General features: G+C 70.0%; 24 protein-coding genes. 10 read left to right on the top strand and 14 right to left on the bottom strand.

Going from position 1 to position 23,247, the window contains the following annotated elements:
• Positions 1-756: an SDR family NAD(P)-dependent oxidoreductase gene (locus ACIBJH_RS09235; protein ID WP_399116207.1), complete on the bottom strand. Its 756-nt coding sequence runs from the start codon at positions 754-756 to the stop codon at positions 1-3.
• 114 nt (positions 757-870) lie between these two features.
• Here ACIBJH_RS09235 and ACIBJH_RS09230 point away from each other — a divergent pair, with 114 nt between their 5' ends.
• Positions 871-1,518, top strand: a complete 648-nt coding sequence (locus tag ACIBJH_RS09230; protein ID WP_399116206.1) for a TetR/AcrR family transcriptional regulator — start codon at positions 871-873, stop codon at positions 1,516-1,518.
• Here the strand turns inward: ACIBJH_RS09230 and ACIBJH_RS09225 are convergent.
• Genes ACIBJH_RS09225 through ACIBJH_RS09215 form a run of 3 tightly spaced genes read right to left on the bottom strand, consistent with a single transcriptional unit; the run spans position 1,452 to position 4,327 of the window.
• The gene (locus ACIBJH_RS09225) at positions 1,452-2,486 is read right to left on the bottom strand and encodes a phosphotransferase family protein (RefSeq protein WP_399116205.1); all 1,035 of its coding nucleotides are present in this window, start codon (positions 2,484-2,486) and stop codon (positions 1,452-1,454) included. The genes ACIBJH_RS09230 and ACIBJH_RS09225 overlap by 67 nt on opposite strands.
• Positions 2,483-4,000 carry a class I adenylate-forming enzyme family protein gene (locus ACIBJH_RS09220; RefSeq protein WP_399116204.1) on the bottom strand — a complete coding sequence of 506 codons (1,518 nt, stop codon included), beginning with the start codon at positions 3,998-4,000 and terminating at the stop codon, positions 2,483-2,485. Before ACIBJH_RS09220 ends, ACIBJH_RS09225 begins: the two co-directional genes overlap by 4 nt.
• Before the next feature lie 18 nt (positions 4,001-4,018).
• On the bottom strand, positions 4,019-4,327 hold the full coding sequence (locus ACIBJH_RS09215; protein ID WP_399116203.1) for a hypothetical protein: 309 nt from the start codon (positions 4,325-4,327) through the stop codon (positions 4,019-4,021).
• Between the two features lie 116 nt (positions 4,328-4,443).
• Here ACIBJH_RS09215 and ACIBJH_RS09210 point away from each other — a divergent pair, with 116 nt between their 5' ends.
• A complete protein-coding gene (locus tag ACIBJH_RS09210) occupies positions 4,444-5,217 on the top strand; it encodes an enoyl-CoA hydratase/isomerase family protein (RefSeq protein ID WP_399116202.1) in 774 nt (257 codons plus the stop codon).
• Between the two features lie 63 nt (positions 5,218-5,280).
• Positions 5,281-6,285 carry an LLM class flavin-dependent oxidoreductase gene (locus ACIBJH_RS09205; protein WP_399116201.1) on the top strand — a complete coding sequence of 335 codons (1,005 nt, stop codon included), beginning with the start codon at positions 5,281-5,283 and terminating at the stop codon, positions 6,283-6,285.
• An 80-nt stretch (positions 6,286-6,365) separates the two neighbouring features.
• Here the strand turns inward: ACIBJH_RS09205 and ACIBJH_RS09200 are convergent, their stop codons facing one another.
• Positions 6,366-7,625 carry an amidohydrolase family protein gene (locus ACIBJH_RS09200; RefSeq protein WP_399116200.1) on the bottom strand — a complete coding sequence of 420 codons (1,260 nt, stop codon included), beginning with the start codon at positions 7,623-7,625 and terminating at the stop codon, positions 6,366-6,368.
• Positions 7,626-7,813: 188 nt separating this feature from the next.
• Between ACIBJH_RS09200 and ACIBJH_RS09195 the strand changes: the two genes are divergently transcribed.
• Positions 7,814-9,292 carry an aldehyde dehydrogenase family protein gene (locus ACIBJH_RS09195; protein ID WP_399116199.1) on the top strand — a complete coding sequence of 493 codons (1,479 nt, stop codon included), beginning with the start codon at positions 7,814-7,816 and terminating at the stop codon, positions 9,290-9,292.
• 15 nt (positions 9,293-9,307) lie between these two features.
• Here the strand turns inward: ACIBJH_RS09195 and ACIBJH_RS09190 are convergent, their stop codons facing one another.
• A complete protein-coding gene (locus ACIBJH_RS09190; protein ID WP_399116198.1) occupies positions 9,308-10,480 on the bottom strand; it encodes a thiolase family protein in 1,173 nt (390 codons plus the stop codon).
• Between the two features lie 130 nt (positions 10,481-10,610).
• Here ACIBJH_RS09190 and ACIBJH_RS09185 point away from each other — a divergent pair, with 130 nt between their 5' ends.
• From ACIBJH_RS09185 to ACIBJH_RS09175, 3 genes are read left to right on the top strand one after another with little or no spacing between them, the layout of a single operon-like run.
• Positions 10,611-11,735 carry an acyl-CoA dehydrogenase family protein gene (locus ACIBJH_RS09185; RefSeq protein WP_399116197.1) on the top strand — a complete coding sequence of 375 codons (1,125 nt, stop codon included), beginning with the start codon at positions 10,611-10,613 and terminating at the stop codon, positions 11,733-11,735.
• Between the two features lie 26 nt (positions 11,736-11,761).
• Positions 11,762-12,526: an SDR family oxidoreductase gene (locus ACIBJH_RS09180; protein WP_399116196.1), complete on the top strand. Its 765-nt coding sequence runs from the start codon at positions 11,762-11,764 to the stop codon at positions 12,524-12,526.
• Between the two features lie 49 nt (positions 12,527-12,575).
• Complete coding sequence (locus ACIBJH_RS09175) at positions 12,576-13,334, top strand: SDR family NAD(P)-dependent oxidoreductase (RefSeq protein ID WP_399116195.1); 759 nt, start codon at positions 12,576-12,578, stop codon at positions 13,332-13,334.
• 9 nt (positions 13,335-13,343) lie between these two features.
• Here the strand turns inward: ACIBJH_RS09175 and ACIBJH_RS09170 are convergent, their stop codons facing one another.
• Positions 13,344-13,967 (bottom strand): TetR/AcrR family transcriptional regulator, encoded by a 624-nt coding sequence (locus tag ACIBJH_RS09170; RefSeq protein WP_399116194.1) that lies wholly within the window; start codon positions 13,965-13,967, stop codon positions 13,344-13,346.
• 203 nt (positions 13,968-14,170) lie between these two features.
• On the opposite strand from ACIBJH_RS09170, the gene ACIBJH_RS09165 reads away from it, so the two are divergent.
• Positions 14,171-15,349, top strand: coding sequence for a prolyl oligopeptidase family serine peptidase (locus ACIBJH_RS09165; protein WP_399116193.1), 1,179 nt, complete (start codon positions 14,171-14,173; stop codon positions 15,347-15,349).
• Between the two features lie 43 nt (positions 15,350-15,392).
• The gene (locus ACIBJH_RS09160; protein ID WP_399116192.1) at positions 15,393-16,043 is read left to right on the top strand and encodes a PASTA domain-containing protein; all 651 of its coding nucleotides are present in this window, start codon (positions 15,393-15,395) and stop codon (positions 16,041-16,043) included.
• 30 nt (positions 16,044-16,073) lie between these two features.
• On the opposite strand, the gene ACIBJH_RS09155 is transcribed toward ACIBJH_RS09160, so the two are convergent.
• Positions 16,074-16,739: a TetR/AcrR family transcriptional regulator gene (locus ACIBJH_RS09155; protein ID WP_399116191.1), complete on the bottom strand. Its 666-nt coding sequence runs from the start codon at positions 16,737-16,739 to the stop codon at positions 16,074-16,076.
• A 102-nt stretch (positions 16,740-16,841) separates the two neighbouring features.
• Between ACIBJH_RS09155 and ACIBJH_RS09150 the strand changes: the two genes are divergently transcribed.
• Positions 16,842-17,261, top strand: a complete 420-nt coding sequence (locus tag ACIBJH_RS09150) for a nitroreductase/quinone reductase family protein (protein WP_399116190.1) — start codon at positions 16,842-16,844, stop codon at positions 17,259-17,261.
• A gap of 7 nt (positions 17,262-17,268) precedes the next feature.
• Here ACIBJH_RS09150 and ACIBJH_RS09145 read toward each other — a convergent pair whose 3' ends face one another.
• From ACIBJH_RS09145 to mftD, 6 genes are all read right to left on the bottom strand, one after another.
• Positions 17,269-17,937 (bottom strand): hypothetical protein, encoded by a 669-nt coding sequence (locus ACIBJH_RS09145; RefSeq protein WP_399116189.1) that lies wholly within the window; start codon positions 17,935-17,937, stop codon positions 17,269-17,271.
• 121 nt (positions 17,938-18,058) lie between these two features.
• Positions 18,059-18,577, bottom strand: coding sequence for a flavin reductase family protein (locus ACIBJH_RS09140; RefSeq protein ID WP_399116188.1), 519 nt, complete (start codon positions 18,575-18,577; stop codon positions 18,059-18,061).
• Between the two features lie 36 nt (positions 18,578-18,613).
• Complete coding sequence (locus ACIBJH_RS09135) at positions 18,614-19,795, bottom strand: hydroxylase (RefSeq protein ID WP_399116187.1); 1,182 nt, start codon at positions 19,793-19,795, stop codon at positions 18,614-18,616.
• Positions 19,796-19,915: 120 nt separating this feature from the next.
• On the bottom strand, positions 19,916-21,301 hold the full coding sequence (gene mftF / locus ACIBJH_RS09130) for a mycofactocin biosynthesis glycosyltransferase MftF (protein WP_399116186.1): 1,386 nt from the start codon (positions 21,299-21,301) through the stop codon (positions 19,916-19,918).
• The gene (gene mftE / locus ACIBJH_RS09125) at positions 21,298-22,017 is read right to left on the bottom strand and encodes a mycofactocin biosynthesis peptidyl-dipeptidase MftE (protein ID WP_399116185.1); all 720 of its coding nucleotides are present in this window, start codon (positions 22,015-22,017) and stop codon (positions 21,298-21,300) included. Before mftE ends, mftF begins: the two co-directional genes overlap by 4 nt.
• Positions 22,014-23,228, bottom strand: a complete 1,215-nt coding sequence (gene mftD / locus ACIBJH_RS09120; protein WP_399116184.1) for a pre-mycofactocin synthase MftD — start codon at positions 23,226-23,228, stop codon at positions 22,014-22,016. Before mftD ends, mftE begins: the two co-directional genes overlap by 4 nt.
• Between the last annotated feature and the right edge of the window lie 19 nt (positions 23,229-23,247).

Here is a 23,247-nt window from a genome sequence, read left to right as displayed (position 1 = left end):
CTACACCGCCGAGAATCCGCCGTCGACGGTGAGCGTGGCGCCGTGGATCTGGGACGCCTCGTCGCTCGCGAGGAACACGACGGCGGCGGCCACCTCGGCCGGAGTACCGGCACGGCCGGAGGGCATGCGCGCGATGAACGGGGCCAGGCGCTCCCCCATCGCCGCAGCCTTCTCGGTCAGAGTCGGGCCAGGAGCAACCGTGTTGACCCGGACGCCGTGCGGTCCGTACTCCCCGGCCCACGACGTGGTGAGCGAGTGCACGGCGGCCTTGGTCATGTTGTAGAGCGCCGAATGCGCGCTGCCCCGCAGGCCGGAGATGGAGCCCAGGTTGACCACGGCGCCATGGCCGCGCTCGGCCATGGGCGGTGCGAGCAGGCCGGTCAGGAGGAACACCGACCGCACGCTCACGGCGAGCGCCTCGTCGATGGTCTCCTGCGCGACCTCGGCGGTGGGGGCGGGCGTGAGGATCAGCGCCGCGTTGTTGACGAGCACGTCGATCCGCCCGCCGGCCGCGGTGAGCGCCTCGGTGGCGAAGCGGTCGATCACCTCGACGCCCCCGGACAGATCCGCCTTGACGAAGGCCGCCGCACCGCCGTCCTTCTCGATGCCGGCCACCACCTCGGCGCCACGCCGCTCGTCGCGTCCGCTGACGACGACGAACGCTCCCTCGGCGGCCAGGGCCACTGCGACGGCGACGCCGATACCGTTGGTGGAGCCGGTGACGAGGGCTTTCCGCCCGGCAAGTCGCTTGGTCATGATGCTGTGCCTCTCAGAATCCGACCCGCCGGAAGCTGATCCCACCGGCTGGGAACGGCAAAGCTGCCACTCAGAAAATGGACCCGCAAGTCCAGAAAGTGGCAGAGTGGCGGCATGGCACCACGACTGACCCCCAAGGGCGCGGCAACCCGGCAACGCATCGTCGAAGGAGCCGCGGCCGAGATCCGCGCCCGCGGTGTGACCGAGACGACCCTGGACGACATCCGGGCCCGCACATCCACCAGCAAGAGCCAGCTCTTCCACTACTTCCCCGGCGGCAAGGAGGAGCTTCTCCTCGCCGTGGCCCAGAACGAGGCGGACTGGGTCCTGTCCGACCAGCAGCCCCACCTCAACGCGCTCACCTCGTGGCGGGCCTGGCACGACTGGCGGGACGCGGTCGTCGACCGCTATCGACGGCAGGGGCAGCAGTGCCCGCTCAACGCGCTCATCTCCCAGCTGACCCCCGCCTCACCCGGCGTGCAGGCCGTCACCGGACAGCTCGTCACCTCGTGGCAGGACAAGCTCGCCGTCGGCATCCGGGCCATGCAGGAACAAGGCGAGACCCCGGCCGGCCTCGACGCCGACCAGGCCGCGGCGGCCCTGCTGGCCGGAATCCAGGGCGGTGTCCTGATCATGATGTCCACCGGCTCACTGGCACATCTCGAAGCAGCCCTCGATCTGGGCATCCGTCAACTTCAGGCTGTGCCCAGCAGTTCGGCCGCCTCTTCCAGCAACACCGGGAGCGCGGGCAGCATCCGCTGATGCATGGCGTTCGACTGCCCTGATTTACGGCCCCTTTTGATCAGCAGGGCCGTCGCCGCAGACTCCTTGTACTTGGTGAGCGCCTCGAACCACGGCAGGTCTCGGAGCGACTCGCCGCGCAACTCCTCGTAGGCGTCGACCAGTTCGACCTTGGAGGGCATGCCGGTCGGTTCGTCCGACGCGGCGGCCGGGTGGCGGGCCTCGTCGGTGAAGAAGGTCAGCCAGGTCATGTCGACGCGGGGATCGCCGAGCGACCAGATCTCCCAGTCGATGATCGCCGTGATCGAACCGTCCGCGCACAAGGTGTTGCCGAGCCGGTAGTCGCCGTGGGTGAACACCGGTGTCATCGCGGCGGGCGCGGTGGCGTGCAGCCGGTCGGCGACCGCCTCGTGCCCGGTGCGCAGGTCGTCGGGGACGGTGCCGAACGCCCGGGTCCAGCGGTCGATCTCGGCGTGGAGCGACACGGCCGGTTCCGCCGCGAGTGCCGTCCGCGCCGGATCCACCCGGTGCAGGTCGGCCAGCATCCGGGCGGCGTCCAAGGCTCGGGAGCGCACCTCCTCCGCCGTGAGCGTGCCGCGCGGCACAAGTATCGGTTCGACGCACTCCCCCGGCACCAACTCCATGGCCACGAAAGGCTGGACGTCCGGCGGCGTGCCCGCGTCGCAGAACAGCACCTTCGGCACCCGCACGCCCGGCTGTCCGGCCAGGGCCGCCATGAGTCGCGCCTGGCGCAGCACGTCCCGGTTGCGGACCGGGGGCAGGCCGGGCGGGGCCACCTTGAGGACGACCCGTGCGTAGCCCGCCGGGACACCCGACAGGGCGGCGACGTACGTCAGGCTCGATGTGCCGCCGGTGAGCGGTTCGACGCGGTCGACGGTGGCGCCGGGGATCCAGCCACCGACCATGGCGGCTGCACGGTCCGTCAACTCCCGTACCAGCGCAGGGCTGTTGGTGGCGACGACGCTCATGGCTGCTGCCCCTTCGTCCCGTTCTCCGGTGCGGTGAGTGCCGCCACGATGTCGCGGCGCACGAGTTTGCCGGTCACCGTGCGCGGGAGTTCGGTCCAGTACGTGATGCGCTCCGGGGTCTTCGAGCCGCGCAGCGTGCCGCGCACGGCCGCGCGCAGCGCTCCGGCGTCGACCTGTGCGCCGTCGCGGGGTACGACCACGGCCTCGATGCGCTGGCCCCACTCCTCGTCGGGAATGCCGACCACGACGGCGTCGAGCACGTCCGGGTGGCGCAGTAGAACCTCCTCTATTTCGGCGGGGGCGATGTTCTCCGCGCCGCGGATGATGGTGTCGTCGGTCCTGCCCTCGATGTGGAGGTAGCCGTCGGCGTCGAGGCGGCCCCGGTCGCGGGTGTGGAAGAAACCGCGCTCGTCGACGGCGGAGCCCTGACCGGCGTACTCCCCCGAGACCTGTTCGCCGCGCACCCAGATCTGCCCGGTCTCCCCCGCCCCGAGGGGTTCCCCGGCCGGACCACGCACCGCGATCTCGATGCCCGGCACCGGCAGCCCGGCCGAGCCGAGTCGGGCCCGTACGACGGGGTCGTCGCTGGCGACCGCCGCGCGGTGTTCGGCCGGGCCGAGCACGGAGATCGTGGACGAAGTCTCCGTCAGACCATAGGCGTTGACGAAGTCCACGTCTGGCCAGGAGCGCAGCGCCGTCTCGATCACGCGCACCGGCATCCTGGCGCCACCGTAGGCGAGCGACCGCAATGAGGGCACTGATCGGTCCAGACCCGCCGTGTCCATGATCCGCGCGAGCATGGTCGGCACGACCATCGCGTGAGTGATCCGCTGTTCCCGGACGAGCGCGAGCCAGGCCTCCGGCGTGAACTGGTCGAGGGTGAGGGTGCGTCGGCCGGCGTAGAGGTTCGTGAGCACATTGGAGACGGCGGCTATGTGGTACGGCGGCACACTCATCAGCGCTGATTCGGCGGGGTCCGCCCCGGCGAACTCCACTGTGCCGAGCACGTACGACACCAGGTTGTGGTGGCGCAGGACCACACCCTTCGGGGCCGAGGTGGTGCCGCTGGTGTAGATCAACACGGCCGGGGCGTCGGTCGGCGGGGCGGGTTCGATGTCGCCGACCGTGTGCGCGGCGGCCTCGGTGAGCCAGTCGGCCGGGCTGCGGACCGGCAGTCCGGCCCGGCGCGGGGCCGCGTCCTGGTCGGGGGCGGCGATGACCAGGGCGTGCGGGTGGTTCGCGAGCAGGGCGTCCAACTGCTCTTTGCCCAGGCGGTAGTTGACCGGGACCAGCGGGACTCCGGCGTGGGCCGCGGCGAACTGGGCGACGGCGAAGGCGGGGCCGTTGGTGGCCAGGTACACGAGCGCGTCGGCGCCGGCCGCGCGGACCAACCGGGCCCCGCCGAGGGCCAGTTCGCGCAGTCGTACGGGGGTGAGCCCGTCCTGTGCGCGTCCGATCACGATCCGGTCGCCGAAGCCCTCGGCGGCCATGTCCAGGAGCATCGACACGTTCATCGGCGCGCTTCCCTCTTCTCAGTCCGAGGCCGGGAGCGGCTTCGCGGTCTTCACGGGCAGTGGGACGCCGTTCACCGCGAGGGTGCCCGGTCCTTGTTTGGTGCAGAGGAGTTCGAGGCCGAGATCCTCGTCGGCGTACCGCTTGCCGAGCAGTGAACCGCCCGTCCGGTCCGGGTCCGCAGGGCCGGTGGGGGCCCCGGTCGCGGGCCCCTCGGCCATCGCGGCACCACCGCAGGTGATGTCCAGGTCGCTGTCAGGACAGCGCACGACGATCACCGCCGTCGTGTCCACCGTGCTGGCGAGCATCTGTCCCACTCGTGGCCTCATCGCAGGTTCCTCCGCGGATCTTGTTCCGTTCCGGGCGCCCGAAGACCAGAAAAAAGTATACTACTTACCTCGATCGCGTCGAGATGACGAACCGAGTCGACGAACGGAGTCGCCGGATGGACCTCAGGACCGTCCTGTTCGAGGTGACCGACCATGTCGCCACCATCACGCTGAACCGGCCGCAGGCCATGAACAGCTTCAACCAGCGGATGCTGGACGAGTTCTCCGCGATCTGGGACCGGGTCAAGACCGACGACGACGTGCGGGTCGTCGTGCTGCGCGGCTCGGGCGAGCGCGCGTTCAGCACCGGGATGGACGTCAAGGAGGGCATCGACCGGCATCCCAACGTCTGGTCGCAGACCGACCCCGGGGAGTTCCTGTCGCCGAAGCTCAACCAGGTGTGGAAACCGCTGGTCTGCGCGGTGCACGGGATGGCCGCCGGTGGCGCCTTCTACTGGCTCAACGAGGCCGACATCCTTATCTGTTCGGACGATGCGACGTTCTTCGACCCGCATGTCAGCTACGGACTCACCGCCGCGCTCGAACCGATCGGGCTGGCCCGCCGCATCCCGCTCGGCGAGACCCTGCGCATCGCTCTGCTCGGTCTGGACGAGCGGGTGTCGGCGGCGCGCGCTCTCCAAATCGGCCTGGTCAGCGAGGTGTTGCCGGGCGAACAGCTCTGGGACCGGGCGGACGAGATCGCGCGCATCATCGCCGCCAAACCGCCGGCCGCGATCCAGGGCACGGTCCGCGCGATCTGGGAGTCCCTGGACTCGACCCGCACCCAGGCCCTGCGCACCGGACTGTCGTACACGCAGATCGGCAACCCCGTCGGAAAGGCCGAGGTGGACCGCGCCGCGGTGCCGCGGGGGCGGTGGACACTGCGCTGACACTCCCCTACGCTCCATAAAACAGTATCCTTTTTTATGAGGTTCCATGAAGGGCTGGCTCTGATGCGATTCGGCATGCCCTGGCCGGGCCGTGAGGTGGCGCACGAGGCCGAGGAGGCCGGTGCGGGCGCCTTCTGCGCCGGCGAGTTCGTCGACCACGACGCCTATCTCACCCTCGCCGAGATCGTCGCGAACTCCGAACGCGCCCTGGCGGGCCCCGCCATCGCCTACGCCTTCGCCCGCACCCCGTACGCGCACGCCACCGCGCTGCGCCAGCTCCACGCACAGGCGCCGGGGCGGCTCTTCCTCGGCCTGGGCAGCGCCGCGTTCCGCATCAACCGCGACTGGCTCGACGTACCCGCGGACCGCCCGGTGGACCGCATCGCGGAGACCGTCGGCGCCGTCCGCGCCTGGCTGCACGCGGAGAACGGTGAAAAGGTGCACTACTCCGGTGAGTTCTACTCGCTGGACGCCGATGTCCGCGCCCCGGTGCTCGGCCGGCTCGACATCCCCGTGCTGCTCGCCGCGTTCAACACGCGGATGGCCGCCACGGCGGGCCGGGTCGCCGACGGCGTCATCGGGCACGGGCTGTTCACCCGCTCCTGGTGGAACGACGTCGTACGGCCGTCCGTCGAGCGCGGCACCGCCACCGCCGGACGCACCGAACCGCCGCTGGAACACGGCTGGGTCATCACGGCGGTGGACGACTCCGCGCCCGAACGCGCGATGGCCGACGCCCGCCGCATGATCGCCTTCTACCTCACGGTGAAGACGTACGACCCGTTCGTCGCCCACCACGGCTGGGAGGGCCCGGTGGCGCAGTTGCGCAAGGCGTTCCGGGCCGGGGACACGGACGCGATGGCCGCCGCCGTCACCGACGAGATGCTCTCCTCGATCGCCGTGTGCGGGACGACGGCCGGCACGAAGGACATGCTCGCCGCTCGCGCCGGTTCGCTCCCTCGTGACGTCGGCTATTTTGCACCGCCCAGCTTCCTGGTGAGCCATAAGCGCCGGGCCGCGTACGCCCGGGCCTCCCTCGCCCTGATCGGCGAACTGCCCACGCCATGACAGGAGAAGCGGCGGGCGGCACCCTCGGACCGCCCGCCGCTGTCGTCGCGTTTCAGTGCCCTGAAACGCCGTTCCGATGGTCAGGCGCTCTCGGTGACCGGGGCGAGTTTCCTGCTCTTGTCGAAGTGCACGATGTCGGCGAGCGTGCCGCCCAGGATGGCCGCGCGGTCCTCGTCGTTCACGCCCTCGAAGTTCTCGGCGATGCACTCGGCGCTGCTGCGGAAGGTGCCCTCCGCGTGCGGGTAGTCGTTGCCCCACATGACCGTGGAAAGGCCGGTGATGTGGCGCGCCTTGACCGCCGTGGGGTCGTCCGCGAACTGCACATGGATCTGGCGCTGGACGTACTCGGTGGGCTTGAGCGGGTAGGGCCACTTGTCGTTGATCGCGAACAGCCGTCCCATGGAGGGCTGTTCGTTGGCCGGACGGCTGTCGTCCCAGAAGCCCAGCCACCAGTCGGGGTCCTGGCCGGTGCCCGTCTTCCACGCCTTGTCCATGTAGCCCATGAAGGAGACCAGCCAGCCGGCGGTGTACTCGATCAGGTTGAAGTGCAGGTCGGGGAAGCGCTCGCACACTCCACCGCCGACCAGGCTGGCGATGATGCCCTGCGGACCCGCCACACCGGCACCGGCCGCGAAGCCCATGGTGCGGCCCGCCACCATGTCGTCGGTCAGGTTGCCCTTGCCCATGTTCATGGCCGTCATCAGACCGCGCACGGTCCGCGCCGTCCCGGAGATCCCCTCCTTGACCTTCACCCCGCCGGTGGCGACATGGATGAAGACCGGCAGGCCGTGGGCCTGCGCGGCGGCCCAGATCGGGTCGTACTCCCGCGCGTAGTACGGCAGCGGCGGAATCTCCGGGAGCAGGATGGCGCCGAGGCCGAGGCCTGCGACCCGCTCGATCTCCGCCACGGCGGCGGGGACGTCCGTGATCGGGATCGCGGCCGTGGGGCGCAGCCGGTCCTTGTAGGGGAGGTACCTCTCGACGAGGTAGTCGTTCCACACGCGCGCGTGGGCCATCGACAGCTCGTGGTCGTCGGTGAACAGGACGAACAGCGAGAGGTTGGGGAACATCACCGAGGCGTCCACGCCGTCGAAGTTCATGTCCCGGATGATGTGGTCGGGATCGCCGTCCGGGGTCTCCCCGCCGGTCTGGCGGTACTTGGAGATGGTCCAGCCGTCGAACCCGATGGTGTGGAGCTTCTTGAACTCCGTGTGCCCGCCCGGGACGATCGGCTCGTCGAGGGTGAACTCCTCTTCCCACAGGGCGCGTTCGCGGAGCTCCTTGGGCAGGCGGGTCTTGAACAGATCGACCGGCTCGATGATGTGCGAATCGCCGGACACGACAAATTCCTTGAACACAGGCGGTACCTCTTTTCGAACTCCGTCGTTCGTAGCCAGAAGGCCGACCCCCAGATATCTGCGAAGTTAGCTGTACCGACCGGTCGAGTCAATAAAACTGGCACACTCCTGACCCGCCCCCTTTAATTCAGTACACTTAACACGGGACACACTTGATGAGGAGACGGCACATGACGACGACGTACTCGTTCTCTTCGCGGCTCTACATCGACGGACGGCACACCGACGGCACCTCGGACGCGCGGATCGTCGTACGCAATCCGGCGACGGAGGAGACGATCGCCGAGGTGCCGGACTCCTCGCTCGGGGATGTGCGGCGGGCGGTCGAGGCGGCGCGGCGGGCCTTCGACGAGGGGCCGTGGCCGCGGCTGAGGCCCGCCGAGCGGGGTGCGGTACTGCTGCGGCTGGCCGAGGAGTTGGAGCGGCGGCTGCCGGAGCTGGTCGCCGTGAACATGGCCGAGGCGGGTTCGGTGCGCGGTCTTGCGGAGACGCTTCAGACCCGGGTGCCGGTGGCGCATCTGCGGGACATGGCCGAGCGGGTGATCCCCCGCTTCGAGTGGGAGCGTCCAATGGATCCCACGATCGCGCCGGGCGCCGGCATCTTCCAAGGGGTGCTGCGCCGCGAGGCGTTCGGGGTGTGCGCGCTGATCTCGGCGTACAACTTTCCCTTCTTCCTCAGCATGATGAAGGTGATCCCCGCCCTGGCCGCGGGCTGCACCGTCGTCCTGAAACCGGCGCCGCAGACCCCGCTCGACTCGCTGCTGCTCGGCGACTTCGCGGACGCGGCCGGGCTGCCGCCGGGGGTGCTGAACATCGTGACCGGCGACGCGGAGGCCGGCCGGGAGCTGACCACGCACCCGATGGTGGACCTCGTCAGCTTCACCGGGTCGGACACGGTGGGCCGCAGGGTCTACGCCCAGGCCGCGGCCTCCATGAAGAAGGTCGTCCTGGAGCTCGGCGGCAAGTCGGCCAGCATCGTGCGCGTCGACGGCGACCTCGACGGCGCCGTCCGCTCCGCGTTCTCCGGCATGACCACCCATGCGGGGCAGGGCTGTTCGCTGCTGACCCGCACGCTGGTGCACGAGTCCGTGCACGACGAGTTCATCGACCGGCTGAGCGCGGCCCTCGCCGGGGTCAGGGTCGGAGACCCAGCCGACCCGGCCACCACAATGGGGCCACTCATCAGCGCGGCCCAGCGGGACAAGGTGGAGAAGCTGATCCGGGTCGGCGAGGAGGAGGGCGCCCGGATCGTGTGCGGCGGCAAGCGGCCCGCCGGGCTCGACCGGGGCTATTTCGTGGAGCCGACGCTCTTCGCCGCCGTGGACAACGCGATGACCGTCGCCCGGACCGAGTTCTTCGGCCCGGTCGGCGTCGTCATCCCGTTCCGCACCGACGAAGAGGCGGTGCACATCGCCAACGACAGTCCGTACGGTCTCGGCGGTGCCGTGTGGAGTGCCGACACCGTGGCCGCGTACGACATGGCGACGCGCTTGCGGACCGGCGGGGTCACGATCAACGGTGGCAGCGCCGGGGTGAGCCCGCGGTCGGCGTTCGGCGGTTACAAGCAGAGCGGACTCGGCCGGGAGTGGGGCGAGTTCGGGCTCGACGAGTATCTGCAGACGAAGACGGTGAGCTGGGCGGCCCGTTGACCGGTGCCCAGCGCGTCACGCGGTGAGCACCATCGCCGATCCCATGCCGCCGCCCGCGCACATCGCGGCGACCGCCGTGCCTCCGCCACGGCGGCGCAGCTCGTGCGCGAGCGTGACGATCATGCGGGTGCCGGTGGTGGCGATCGGGTGGCCGAGGCTGCACCCGCTGCCGAAGGGGTTCACCCGCTCGGGGTCCAGGCCCAGTTCACGGGTGGCAGCGACGGCGACCGCCGCGAAGGCCTCGTTGATCTCGAACAGGTCGACGTCCTCGATCCGCAGCCCGGCCCGGTCAAGTGCCTTGCGGATGGCGGCGATCGGGGCCAGTCCCGTCTCGACGGGGTCGACGCCGACGCTCGCCCACGACCGTACGGTGGCGAGCGGGGTGAGCCCATGACGGGCAGCGATCTCGGAGGAGGCGACGACGACCGCGGCCGAACCGTCGTTCACCCCACTGGAGTTGCCCGCGGTGATGGAGTAGCCCTCTATCTCGGGGCGCAGCACCTTCAGTGCGGCGAGCTTCTCGATGCCGGTGTCGCGGCGCGGGTGTTCGTCGGTGTCGAACACGGAGACCCCGCCGCTGGGGTCCGTGACCTTCACGGGGACGACCTCGTCGACGAACCGCCCCTCGTCGATCGCCCGGACGGCCCGCTGGTGCGAGCGCAGGGCCCAACTGTCCATGTCCTGGCGGGAGATACCGGTCAGCCGGGCCGTGTTCCAGCCGACCAGCGTGGCCATGTCGTTGTTGGGGGCCTCGCGGGTCGGCGCGTGCGAGGGCGACGACCAGGGGTCCTGCCAGTCGTCGGTGCCCGGAATCCGGCGCCGGGCCTGCGGAGCGGTGGACGAGGACTGGGTGCCGCCCGCGACGACCGCGCGGTCCATGCCGGCCAGCACCCCCGCCGCAGCGGTCGCCACACTGGCCAGCCCCGAGGCGCAGTGCCGGTTGTGGGCGAGCCCCGGCACATGCGTGAGCCCGGCTTCGAGTGCCGCGTAGCGGGCGATGTCCCCGCCGCCGGCCAGGGTCTCGCCGAGGACGACGTCGTCGATCAGATCGAGCGGCAGCCCCGCCCGTCGCACGGCCTCCCGTACGACGACGGTGGCGAGGTCGAAGGCGCTGGTGTCCCGGAGCGTTCCCCTCCGAGCGGTACCGATCGCGGTGCGGCAGGCGGCGAGCAGAACAGCATCAGTCATGCAATTGATGATACTCAACTTGGCGAAGCACAGGTGAGAACGCCCTGAAACAGCACTGGATCTCGACCGACGACACAAAAGAGGATACCTTCTTCAAGGTACTGATCCGCTGTGGACCGGGTGGTGGCTGGTGAACTTCGAGCTCAGCGAGGAGCAGGCCATGCTCCGCGAGGCCTCCCGCGACCTGCTGTCCGACCGGGCCCCGATCTCCGTCGTACGCGCCTGGATGGACCGCACCGACGACGTCGACCCCGAGCTGTGGCGCCTGACGTCCGACCTCGGCTGGCCCGGCCTGGCCCTGCCCGAGGAGTACGGCGGTTCCGGCCAGGGATTGGTCGAACTCGCCCTGGTCGCCGAGGAGATCGGGCGCGCACTGGGCCGGGGCCCCTTCCTGCCGACCGCACTTGTCGGCCGCGCGATCGCCTACGGCGGTTCCGAGCGGCTGCGCTCCGAGGTGCTGCCCGTGCTCGCCATCGGGGAGAGCTGGGCCACCTGGGCCTTCGCCGAACCGCACGCGCCCTGGACACTGGACGGGATCCACGCCACGGCACGCCGGGACGGCGACGGAGTCGTCCTCGACGGGATCAAGACCGTGGTGCAGGATGCCGGCGGAGCGCGCTGGCTGCTGGTCACCGCACTCCACGACGGCGAACCGGCGTCCTTCCTCGTCGATCGCGCGGCTCCTGGAGTCACCGTCCGGCGGCAGCGCGTCCTGGACCCCACCCGCGCGTTCCACGAGGTCCGCCTCGATGCCGTACGCGTGCCGGTCGACGCACGTCTCGACGGTGGGCCGGCCGACGTCCAGGCCCTGCTCGACGAGGCGTCCGTCCTGCGGTGTGCCGACGCGCTGGGCGTGATGGAGCGGATGCTGGAGCTGACCGTCGAACACGCCAAGAGCCGGGTGCAGTTCGGGCGGCCGATCGGGAGTTTCCAGGCCGTGAAGCACGCCTGCGCCGACATGGCGTTGCTGGTGCACGGCACCCGGGCCGCGACGTACTACGCGGCGATGGCCGCCGACGCCGGTGCGGACGACACCGCCCGGGCGGCCTGTGCCGCCGCCGCCTACGCCACGGCCGGTACCGGTGAAGTCGCCGCGCGGGCACTGCAGTTGCACGGCGGGATCGGTTTCACCTGGGAGCACGACCTCCACCTCCATCTGCGCCGGGCCAGGGCCGACCGGCTGCTGTACGGGGACACCGCCGTGCACCGCGACCGGCTCTGCACCCTCCTTCAGCGGTCCGCCGCGTCGGTCTGAGCGCAAGCGAAAGGGAATCGAGATCGATGGAGATCAAGGGCAAGAAGGCCGTGGTGTTCGGCGGAGCCTCCGGAATGGGCCGTGCCAGCGCCGAGTTGCTCGCGGCACGCGGCGCCGACGTCGTCGTACTCGACCGTCCGGCGTCGGCCGGTGCCGAGGTCGCCGCGGCGCTCGGCGGACGCTTCGAGCCGGTCGACGTCACCGACTTCGAGGCGACGGAGAGTGCACTCGCCGCCGCCGTGGAGACGCTGGGCGGGCTGCATGTCTCGATCACAACCGCCGGTGGCGGCAAGGCGAAACGGACGCTCGGCAGGAACGGTCCACACGACTTGGACACCTTCCGCGGCATCCTCGACCTCAACACCGTCGCGACCTTCAACATCAGCCGGCTCGCCGCCGCGCACATGAGCCGCAACGAGCCCGAGGACCCGGACGGCGAGCGCGGTGTCATCGTCAACACGTCGTCGATCGCGGCCTTCGAGGGCCAGATCGGACAGGTCGCCTACGGGGCCGCCAAGGCCGCGATCGCCGGTATGTGTCTCACCATGGCGCGCGATCTCGGCCCGTTCGGCATCCGGGTCCTGGCCATCGCGCCCAGCCTGTTCGACACGGGCGCCGTCGAGAAGATCCCGGACGAGGTGCGCGCCGAGTTGGTCGAGGACGCGGCGTTCCCCAAGCGCCTGGGCCGGCCGGAGGAGTACGCGAAGCTCGCGCTCGCCATCGTCGACAACCCGATGCTGAACGGCCAGTGCCTGCGGCTCGACGCGGGGCAGCGGTTCGGTCCCAAGTGACCTGTGTCAGAGGCCGGTTGGAGCCAGGACGACGACGGGAGCATCCGTAATGCCGGAACACGACGAGCACCAGGGCAAGGTCGCGTTCATCACCGGAGGCGGGCGCGGGTTCGGCAAGGCGTTCGGCGCCGCACTGTCGGCGCGGGGCGCGCATGTCGTGCTCGCGGACATCGACGGCGCGGCGGCGGAAGCCGCCGCGGCCGAACTCACTGCCGCCGGTGGCAGTTTGACGGGCGTGGCCTGTGACGTGGCCGACGAGGTCGCGGTCGAGGCGGTGATGGACGAGGTCGTCGCACGCCACGGCGGTCTCGACATCCTGGTCAACAACGCGGGCCTGCACGCCGCTTACAACCGGCCGTTCGCCGAACTCGGCCTGGCCAATGTGCGCCGCGTCCTCGACGTGAACGTCATGGGCGTCGTCATCTGCTCCCTCGCGGCCCAACGGGCCATGCGGGGACGCGCGGGCGCCTCCATCGTGAACATCTCCTCCTCGGCGGCCTACGCCAACCGGAGCGTCTACGGCGTCTCCAAACTCGCCGTACGCGGTCTGACGGTGTCCTTCGCGCGGGAGTTCGCCGCCGACGGCATCCGTGTCAACGCGATAGCGCCGGGCCTGATCTTCACGGACACCGTGCGTGCCCAACTGCCCGAGGCCGAGGCGAAGCGGGTGTTGGGCGAGCAGATCCTCCAACGGGAGGGCGAGGAACGGGACATCGTCGAGGCGCTGCTGTATCTGGTCTCGCCGAAGGCGTCGTTCGTCACGGGTGAGACGCTGCGGGTGACGGGCGGGTTCGCGCTCTCCGTCTAGCGCCCTGAGTCACAGTGGGTGGGACTTGGGGCCTGGGGGCAGTGGCCCGGTCCCGTCCGGCCTGGTGCGCATGCCGTCCAGCAGCATCCGCAGATAGCGGCGCCACAGGTCGGGTTCTCCGGTCTGGTCGGTGACCGCTCCCACCATCAGCTGGATCATCGGGAGGTCCAGGGGCTCCACGTCGGGCCGCAGCGCCCCCTGCTCCTTGGCGCGGTCGATCAGCGGATCGACCAGGGGCTTGATCCGCCGGTCGACGAGAGCGCGCCGCTGGGCCGCCTTGCCGGTGCCGAGCATGACCTCGCGCAGCCCACGATCTTGTGCCTGGAGTTCGCAGACCTTCTCCAGACTGGCCGCCAGCCCGTGCCATGGATCGGGGTCGGCGACGGCTTCCCGCGCGCACGCCTCGACCCGGTCGATCATGTCCTCGAAGACGGCGTCGACCAGCTCTTCCTTGTTGGCGAAGTGCCGGTAGGCGGTCCCCACGCCGAGCCCCGCGTGGCGGGCCACGTCGTCGAGGGTCGCGGCCATGCCCCGGTCGCGGAACACCTCGCGGGCGGCGGCCATCAGCCGGCGTCGGTTCAGCTCGGCGTCGCGCCGCAGCGCCACCCTGCCGGGTTCAGCGGGCTCCGCCATACCAGTCGTCCCGCCTTCCGGGCGATGTCGATTCGTCCAGCGCATCGTACTGCCGCGAGCTGCGCACCCCTTGATCAGGTTCGGCGCCGGGCCGCGACACCACAGAACCAAACGGAGAGACTATCTCCGCTTGATGTTACGGTGGGAACAAGAAACGGAGGTTACATCTCCGTTTACCATCCGATGTCGCGGGAGACGAAGACATGCGCGAAGAAGAGAAGACGCGGCCAGGCCGGCGGAGGGGTATCGCCGGCGTCACGATCACCGTCGCCGCCGGGCTGGCGCTGGTCGCCTGTTCCTCGGGCGGCAACAGCGCGTCCAGCACCAGCGCCCGCGCCAAAACGGCCGCCTGCCCCACGGGTACGGCGGCCTCAAGCGCCGCGGCGCCCAGCGCGGTGCCGTCGGGCAACGCGGGCGGCCTTCCGGTGGCCAAGACCATCAAGAAGTCGGACACCAGCACCAGCACCGTGATCGAGCCCAAGGGTGCGCAGATCCAGTGCGCCACGTCCGGGATCACCACCACGCACGACATCACGTACTCCTCGCCGACCACCAACGGCAAGAAGACCGATCTGAAGCTGGACATCCAGGTCCCCACGTCCACGTCGGGCAAGAAGCCGTTGGTCATCTATCTGACCGGAGGCGGATTCGTCATGGCGGACCGCACCGCCAACCTGAGTCAGCGCACCTATGTCGCCGACCAGGGCTATGTCGTGGCCAGCCTCCAGTACCGCACCACCAAGGACGGCGCCACGTACAAGGACGCCGTCGCCGATGTGAAGTCAGCGATCCGCTACCTCCGCGCCAACGCCGACAAGTACGACATCGACGCCGACCACGTCGCCGTGTGGGGTCAGTCCGCCGGCGGCTACCTGGCCGCGATGACCGGCACGACCAACGGGGAGAAGTCCTTCGACGTCGGCGACAGCCTCGACCAGAGCAGTGAAGTCCAGGGCGTGGTCGACGAGTTCGGCCCCGCCGACCTGTCCAAGCTCGCTGCCGACTACGACACGGCGGCCCAGAAGTCCAACTACGCGGCGGGCAACAGCGCCGCCCAGTGGGTCTACGGCCCCGGCACCAAGAAGTCGGTCGCGGACCGCACCAGCGAGGTCGCGGCGGCCGACCCGGCGACACACATCACCTCCAGGACGGCACCCTTCGCCCTGTTCCACGGCAGCGCCGACAATCTCGTCTCACCGAGCGAAACCCTCAACCTGCAGACGACCTTGCGCGCCAAGGGGATCGAGAGCACCCGCTACGTCCTCACCGGAGCCGGCCACGGCGACCTGTCCTTCACCGGCGACACCTCGGCCGCCCTGCCGTGGTCCACACAGGAGACGATGGGACATATCGTCGACTTCCTGGGGCAACACCTCAAGTAGTCGAGGATCAGCCCGCGTTGCCGATCACACCAGGGGGCCTGCTGTGTCCAACTCCGTGTTCCCGTCGCCCAGGCGGCGGCGCGACGGGAAGCTCGTCGTCGGAGCCATCGCGGGCGTCCTCGTCATCGGCTGCCTCGGAACCGCCTGCGACCCCGACACCGGGCAAGGGGGCACGACAGCAGGCGCGAGTGGCAACGCCAAGACCCGCGGCGGGACCAAGACCGTTCCCGCATTCGTGGGCATGGGGCTCCAGTCCGCCCAGGACGCCGCTCAGAAGCAGGGCTTCTACAGCCTCAGGTCCCATGACTCGCTCGGCCGCGACCGCCACCAGATCCTCGACCGGGACTGGAAGGTCTGCTCGCAGAACGTGAAGGCCGGCACGCGTGTCGCCACCACCACCCGGCTCGACTTCGGCGCGGTGAAGCTCGCCGAGACCTGCCCGCCCAAGGACCGGTCCGCACCTGCCCGGGCCGGCTCGACGATGCCGGACTTCAAGGGAAAGTCGGTGAACACCGCCCGCGCCGCACTCGCGTCCGGGACGTCGGTCACGGTCAAGGACGCGTCCGGCAAAGGGCGTTACATCCTGCTGGCCTCGAACTGGCAGGTGTGCTCGCAGAAACCGTCGGCCGGGACGAAACTGACCGGCCAGCCCGTGGAGTTCGACGCGGTGAAGTTCGGCGAGTCCTGCCCATAGCGGTGACAGGTCGTCGGAGGACCGGTGAACTCACCGTCCGTTCCCCGCCCTTGGCCGTACGCCGTACTCCGCGAGCCCCTTCCTGAGAAGGGCGAAGGCGCGCGTGCCCTGTGCGCGGACGTCCGCGGCGAGCCGGTCGAGCGCCTCGTCGGCGAGAACGCGTCGGCGTACGAGGTCGATGAGCGCCCGGTGGACACCCATCAGGGCGTTGGCCGCCACGTACGCGGTGACCTCGTCCGTCCCGGCGGTGTCATCCGGCTCCGCCGCGAGAAGCGCGGCCAGTGCCGTCGTCGCATCGGTGATCGCCTGCTGTTCGCGGGCTCGGAGCGTGGGGCTGTCGGCGATCATGCGGTGCACGGTCCGCAGTCGTACGAGGGCCTCGTCGTCGCCTGCCGCGACCTGGGCGAGGAGCCCGGTCGCCCCGGTCAGGAACGTCCGTACCGCGTCCAGGACCGACGCGCCCGGGGGCCGGGAATCGACCGCCGCCAGGAGCTGTTCGCCGAAGTCGTCGAGCCGCGAGTAGAGGAGGTCCTCTTTCCGCGGGAAGTAGTTGAAGACGGTGGCCTCGGAGACGCGTGCCTCGCGGGCGATCTCGGCGACCCGCACGGCGTCGAACCCCCGGTCGGCGAAGAGCTGCCAGGCGATGTCAGCGATCAGTGTCCGTGTCTGCTCCTTCTTCAGCTCACGCAGTCCCACGGTCACCTCCGTCCAGATTTCGGCGAGACAAAGTGTCTAGGGTGACCCTATATTTAGGGTCACCCTAGACAGTACTTCACTGTCGTCTTCGAGGAGGTCCCGATGAGCACCCCGTACCTGCCCCCGCCATGGGGAGCACGGGTCATCGGCAACCGGATGGCCAAGCTCTTCGCCCGGTCGGTGCTGAGCACGCTGAGCGTCCGGGGCCGTACCTCGGGCCGCTGGCGGAGCGTGCCGGTGGCCGTCCTCGACCACGACGGGGAGCGCTATCTGATAGCGCCCCGCGGCAACACCGAGTGGTCGCGCAATCTGCGTGCCGCGAAGAGCGGACGGCTCCAACGCAAGGGTCGTGGCGAGGAGTTCGAGGCGGTCGAGGTCCCGGTGGAGGAACGCGCGCCGTTGATCCGGGTCTATCTGGAACGGTTCGGCCGCTTCCCCACCGTGGCCGAGACGTTCCGGCAGCTCCCCGACCCCGCCGACCATCCCACGTTCCGTATCGTCGGCTCCCAGGTGCTCGGCTGACGGCAGGCTATGTGCTCGCGAGCGCGGAGGGTTCCGCGGCCTTCGCCTTCGCTTCCTCCTCCTCGGATTTCACGGCGCGCAGCAGCACGATCGGTGTCGCGATCTTCCAGATGAAATAGACCAGCGTGGGCAGCATGTTCGCGAGGATTCCGTTCCAGGCGAACGGGCCGGTCTTGGTGAGGAAGACGAAAGCGCCCGGGATGAGCAGAACTCCGAGCACCAGGTTGAGATAGCCGAACCAGCGCGGGAACACCGGCTTGGCGCGGTCGTCGACGAGGGCCGCGTATCCGATCGACCAGACCTGGAGGACGAATATGCAGGCGTTGCCGACCAGCATGAGCCAATAGATGTCCGACATCGCGTAGAGCACGTCGGGCGAGTGGCTTTCCGGTCGGTAGGCAGCGGCGGCGAGTATCGCGATCGGGAAGAAGAAGCCGATCGGCGCGACGACACCGGTGGTGAGCTGGACCATGGACAGCAGGCCCCAGCCGCCTTCGATACGGCGCATCTGCATGCTGGTCAGAACGACGAACGGGTACTCGAACGGCACGACGAGGACCATGATCGCGGCGCAGGCGAGGATGCCCGTCTGATGGTCGGTGAGGAATTCGACGACGCCTTGCGCGTTCTTCGTCGGGTCCATCGGGGTGATGAGATGGCCGACGGAGAAAGCCACGGCGAATCCCAGCAGCAGTACAAATCCGCACCATGCGGAGATGCGTTCCAATCTGAAATGAAGGTCCTGGCGCATCAACGGATCTCCTTCGATCTCGCGGCTCTTGTTCTTCTTCGCTCTCTCACCAGCCGACGAGCCTGTCCAGCAGCAGTCCCGCGCTGGACAGGTAGTCGCCGTATCCACCGCGGAAGAAGAGAAGCGGTGTCTTCATCGACTCGACGCGGAGCGTGCCGACCCGTCCGACGACGAGTTGGTGATCGCCGAGTTCGACGATCTTCTCGACCGTGCAGTCGACCCACGCGACGATTCCGGCGAGGACGGGATTGCCGAGCGGGGATTCCTCCCACTCGGTTCCCTCGAAGCGGTTCGGGCCGCCGGCCATCCGCCGGGACAGGCGTTCCTGGTTGCCGGCGAGCGCGTTGGCGCAGAACCGCCCGGCCGTCCGGATCGTCCGCAGGGTGTTGGAGGAACCGTCCACCAGGAAGGACACCAGGGGCGGTTCCAGGGACACGGACATGAAGGTTCCGACGATCATTCCCTGGGGTTGCCGGTCGCTGTCCGTCGTGGTGATCGCGACCACGCTGGTGGGGAAGTGCCCCAGCACCTCACGGAAGTAGCGCCCCTCGACCACGTCCGACACGGCCCCTCCTCGCTCGCTCACTCTCTTGACGCCCCGTCAGATCAGGACGCGCATCGGCTCGGGCAGCTCAAGTCCCATCTGGGCGAGGGCGTTTGCGTGGTACGCCGCTCCCGGGACGTGGATCATGTGCTGAAGCCCCACGTGCGCGTCCCGCCAGAACCGCTGGAGCGGGTTGCCGCGCCGGATCGCGTTGCCGCCGGACCGTACGAAGATCTCGTCCAGGGCGGCGACGGCCCGCCACGCGCAACGCACCTGGTTGCGGCGGACGTTGGACCGGTCCTCGACGGTGATGGGCTTTCCGGCCTCGACCTGGTCGTACAACCGGCTGATGCCGTCGATCAGTTGGACCCGGGAGGCGGCGATCTCCGCCGCGGCCTCCCCGGCGGCGTACAGGACGTAGGGATCGTCGCGTACTTGGACCCCGGTCACGGCGACCCGGTCCCGCTGCTGGTCCAGGTGCAGCGCGAGGGCGCCCTCGCAGATGCCGACGACGGCCGCGGTGATCCCGAGGGGGAACATGGAGCTGAAGGGCAACTTGTAGAGGGTGTCGGTGAGTCCGACCGCCTCGGCGGCACTACCCTCCTGGACCACTTCCTGCCGGATGGTGCGATACGTGGGGATGAACGCCTTGTCGACGACGACGTCCTTGCTGCCGGTGCCCGCGAGACCGATGACGTCCCAGGTGCCGTCGATGATCTCGTAGTCCGAGCGCGGCAGTACGACATGGAGCACGGAGATCGGCCCCGCCGGCTTCCCCTTGCCGTCGCCGACGAGCGCGCCGAGGAAGTCCCAGCTGCAGTGGTCGCTCCCGGAGGAGAAGGGCCAGCGACCGCTGAGCACGTAGCCGCCGTCCACGGGTTCCGCGATGCCGTTGGGCATGTACGGCGAGGCGATCCAGGTGTCCGGGTCGTCGTCCCACACCTCGTGCGCGAGCCGTGGGTCCAACTGGGCCAGTTCCCAAGGGTGTACGCCGACGACACCGGACACCCAGCCCGCCGCGCCGTCGTACCGCGCGACCGCCATGACCGCTTCGGCGAAATCGCGGGGGTGGGCGCTGTAGCCGCCGAACTCCTTCGGTTGCAGCAGCCGGATCACCCCCGCGGAACGGAGCAGTTCGACGGTGCGGTCGCTCAACTTGCCCAGTTTCTCGTTCTGTTCGGCGAGTGCGGCCAGTTCGGGCCCGAGTTCCTCGACACGGTTGACCACTTCGTGCGTCACGCCGCACACCTCCTGCTGGCTGATTCCTCGCAAGTGCCGCACACACGCGGCGGGATGCTCCCAGTGTCATTTCCGGAACCGAGCCCCTGCTGGCCGGTTTCCGCTGACCGGGACTGTGGATCAGCGGGTGACGCGGGGCCGCAGGGCAGTGGTGGAACGTCCCTTGAGAGCGGACAGCCAGACGCCGGTCCCGTAGGCGAGGTCGTCGAGGCGTCGGGCGACGCCGTAGCGGGCCGGGTCCAGATTGGACCGGTCCCGTCGGTACTCCAAGGCGATGTCGGCGAGCGCAGCCACCGTCGCGGCCCGACGCACTCTGCGGGAGGCGACACAGCCGACGACCGTGAGCGGCCACCAGTGCCGGTTGAGGAGTGCCGAGGTCTGGGCCAGGGCGGCCAGCGCGCCGTTGGCAGTGAGCCGCGCGGCGAGCCGGTGGCGGTCCTGGGTTCCGCCGAGTCTGCGGCCGATCCGGTAGGTGACGCCGACGAACACGGCCCCGGCGACGGGCACCGACCAGCGCCGCTGGGCGAGCAGGGCGGTGACGAGTACCGCGCTCCATGGGGCGAACACGGCGGGGGCGATGAACTGCGGGTGCCGCTCGGCGAGGGGATGCGCCCCGGTGCCGTAGACGGCCTTGCGCAGCAGCCAGTCGTCGACGCGGGTCCGGTGCTCGTGGGCGGCCTCGGCGGCCGGCTCGTAGCGCACCCGGCGGCCCCGCTCGATCAGTCGCCAGCACAGGTCGACGTCCTCGCCGACCCGCATCCCTTCGTCGAAGCCCCCGGCAAGGGCGTCGGTTCGCGCCACTACGCAGGCAGTTGAGGCCCAGGAGACCGGGCTGCCGGGTCGCACTCCGGCCGGATGGGCGCCCAGGTCGAGGGAGGAGCGGGCGTTCTCGTAGCGCTCGATCCAGGTGGGGGCGGCCGAGGGCAGTCCGGTGATGCGCGGTACGGCCACGGCGACGGCGGGGTCGGCGAAATGCCGGAGCAGGGTGGGCACGGTGTCGGGGGCCAGCACGATGTCGGAGTCGACGAACACCACGAAGGGGGTGGTGACGAGTCGCAGTCCGGCGTTGCGGGCAGCGGCCGGGCCGACGTTCGTGGTCAAGGGGACGAGTTTGGCGCCGTGTTCGGCGGCTACGGCGGCCACGGCCTCCGGGTGTCGGGACGCGTCGTCGACCACGATCACCGGATGGCCACCCCCAACACTGCTGAGCAGCCTGGCGAGTTGGCGCGGTCGGTCGCGGACCGGTACGACCACGGTGTACCGGGAGTCGGTGGGCGGAGGCAGTGCGTCGACGACCGGGTTGGCCATGCCGAGGTCGAGCAGCCGGTCCGCGAGCAGCGCGCCCGCCGCGTCCCGCGCGCACAACGTCCGCCCGGTGAGCAGCCGTTGGGCCCGTGGGGTCAGCCGGATCAGCCGGGTCGGGAAGCCGCCGACGAGGGCCCGGCCGCCGTCCACGATCCGGGTGTGCCGGTCGAGTTCGACCACGAAGCCGACGGGCGGTGTCATGGCCGTACGGCCTGCTGGGCGGGCTCGGCCAGGCGGCCCCGGTCGTCGACGGTCCAGGCGGTGATCCGGCGCACTGTCGTCGACACCATCGTGTCCATCGTCGTACGGCCCTCCGCCGCCGAGGCGCCTCTCGGGTCGCCGAGGACTCCGGACGGTGAGACCGCGCGGACGCCGTGAGCCATCAGCTCCGGGAGGAGGACGGACAGCGGCCGGGTGTCGCCGGTGGCCGCCGACTCCAACCGCACGTGTTCCGGGGCGAGATGGAGCATGAGCGAGGTCTCCGTACGGCCGGCGTGCGCGTCGCCTCCGGGTGGGGAGCAGCCGGTCCAGGCCACGTCGTGGCCTTCGGCGCGCAGCAGGCGGACTGCGGTGGCGAGGGTGGCGGTGTTGCCGCCGTGGCCGTTGACGAGGACGATCCGCGCGGCCCACAGGGAGAGTGAGCGCACCGCCTCCACGAGTACCGTGCGCAGCGCCTCGTGGCCGATCGAGACGGTTCCCGGGAAGCCCGCGTGTTCGCCGCTGGCACCGTAGGGCAGGGTCGGTGTAACCAGCGCGGCGGGGAGGGCAGTTGCGGCTCGTCGGGCGACGGCGTGGGCGATGACGCTGTCGGTGTCGAGCGGCAGATGCGGGCCGTGCTGTTCGGTGGAGCCGATCGGCAGCAGGACGAGCGCGTCGGGCGGCACGTCCGGCCAGGCGGTGTGGGCCAGTTCGGTCACTGTGTTGCCTGGCCGGCCGGAGCGTCATGGCCGGAACGGGCGCCCAGTTCCAGGCGGAAGCCCGGCGGTATCACCAGGTCGTCGGGCGACAACTCGTGGACGGAGGAGTGCCCGAGGCCCAGCACCGCCGAGTCGAGTCCGCCGCGCAGAATGTCCAGGACGTTCTCGACTCCGGCCTGTCCATTGGCCGCCAGGCCCCAGAGGTAGGCGCGGCCGATCAGGACGGCGCGGGCGCCGAGGGCCAGGGCCTTGGCGACATCGCCGCCCCTGCGGACACCGCCGTCCAGGAGGACTTCGATCTGGTCGCCGACGGCGTCCGCTATGGCGGGGAGTACCCGGATGGTGGCGGGGGTGGTGTCGAGGTTGTTGCCGCCGTGGTTGGAGACGGAGAGCGCGGAGACTCCGGCGTCGACGGCCCGCCTGGCGTCGTCCACGCGAGTGACTCCCTTGAGCAGGAAGGGCCCGCCCCACTCCGCGCGCAGCCACGCCACGTCCTCCCAGGTCGGGGGCGTGGTCTGCATCCATTCCCCGTAGGCGCCGAAGAAGGTGGGGGCCTCGCCGCCCGGTGGCCGCAGGTTGGGGACCGAAAGGTCGGGCAGGCGGCGGGACTTGGCGAACCGGAGCAGCCAGCCGGGGTGGGGCAGCACATCGGGTGCGAACCTCAGCATGGTCCTCAGGTCGAGTTTGTCGGGGATGGACGGGCTCCCCCAGTCCCGGCCGTGGGAGAAGGACCAGTCGAGGGTGACGATGAGCGCCTTGGCACCGGCCGCCCTGGCCCGGTCCATGCGCTGCATCATCGTCGCGCGGGTGCCGCTCCAGTACAGCTGGTAGAAGAGGTCCGGCTGCGCGGCGGCGACCTCCTCGACTGCCCTGCTGGCAAAGGAACTCAGCCCCATGACGACACCCCGGTTCGACGCCGCGCGGGCCACCGCGACCTCGCCCTCGGGATCCACCGCCTGCACCCCGGTCGGCGAGATGAGCACCGGGAAGGAGACGGGTACCCCGAGCACGGTCGTCGACAGATCCCGCTCCGCGTGGTGCCCAACCACCCTTGGCGCGAAGCCCAGTTCAGCGAAGGCCGCCGTGTTGTCGTCGATCGTACGGCCGCGCTCCGAGCCCGCGACGAGCGCGCCGTAGACCGTGCTCGGCAACCGCTTCTTCGCCCGGCGCTGCGCTTCGGCGACCGTCTCGAACCAGGGGTTCCTGCCCATGACGTGTTCTCTTCTCTTG

It is taken from the genome of Streptomyces sp. NPDC050548 (assembly GCF_044457385.1).
GTDB lineage: Bacteria > Actinomycetota > Actinomycetes > Streptomycetales > Streptomycetaceae > Streptomyces.
Note: the sequence above shows the minus strand (reverse complement) of the source record. Positions and strands in the feature narration are given on the sequence as shown.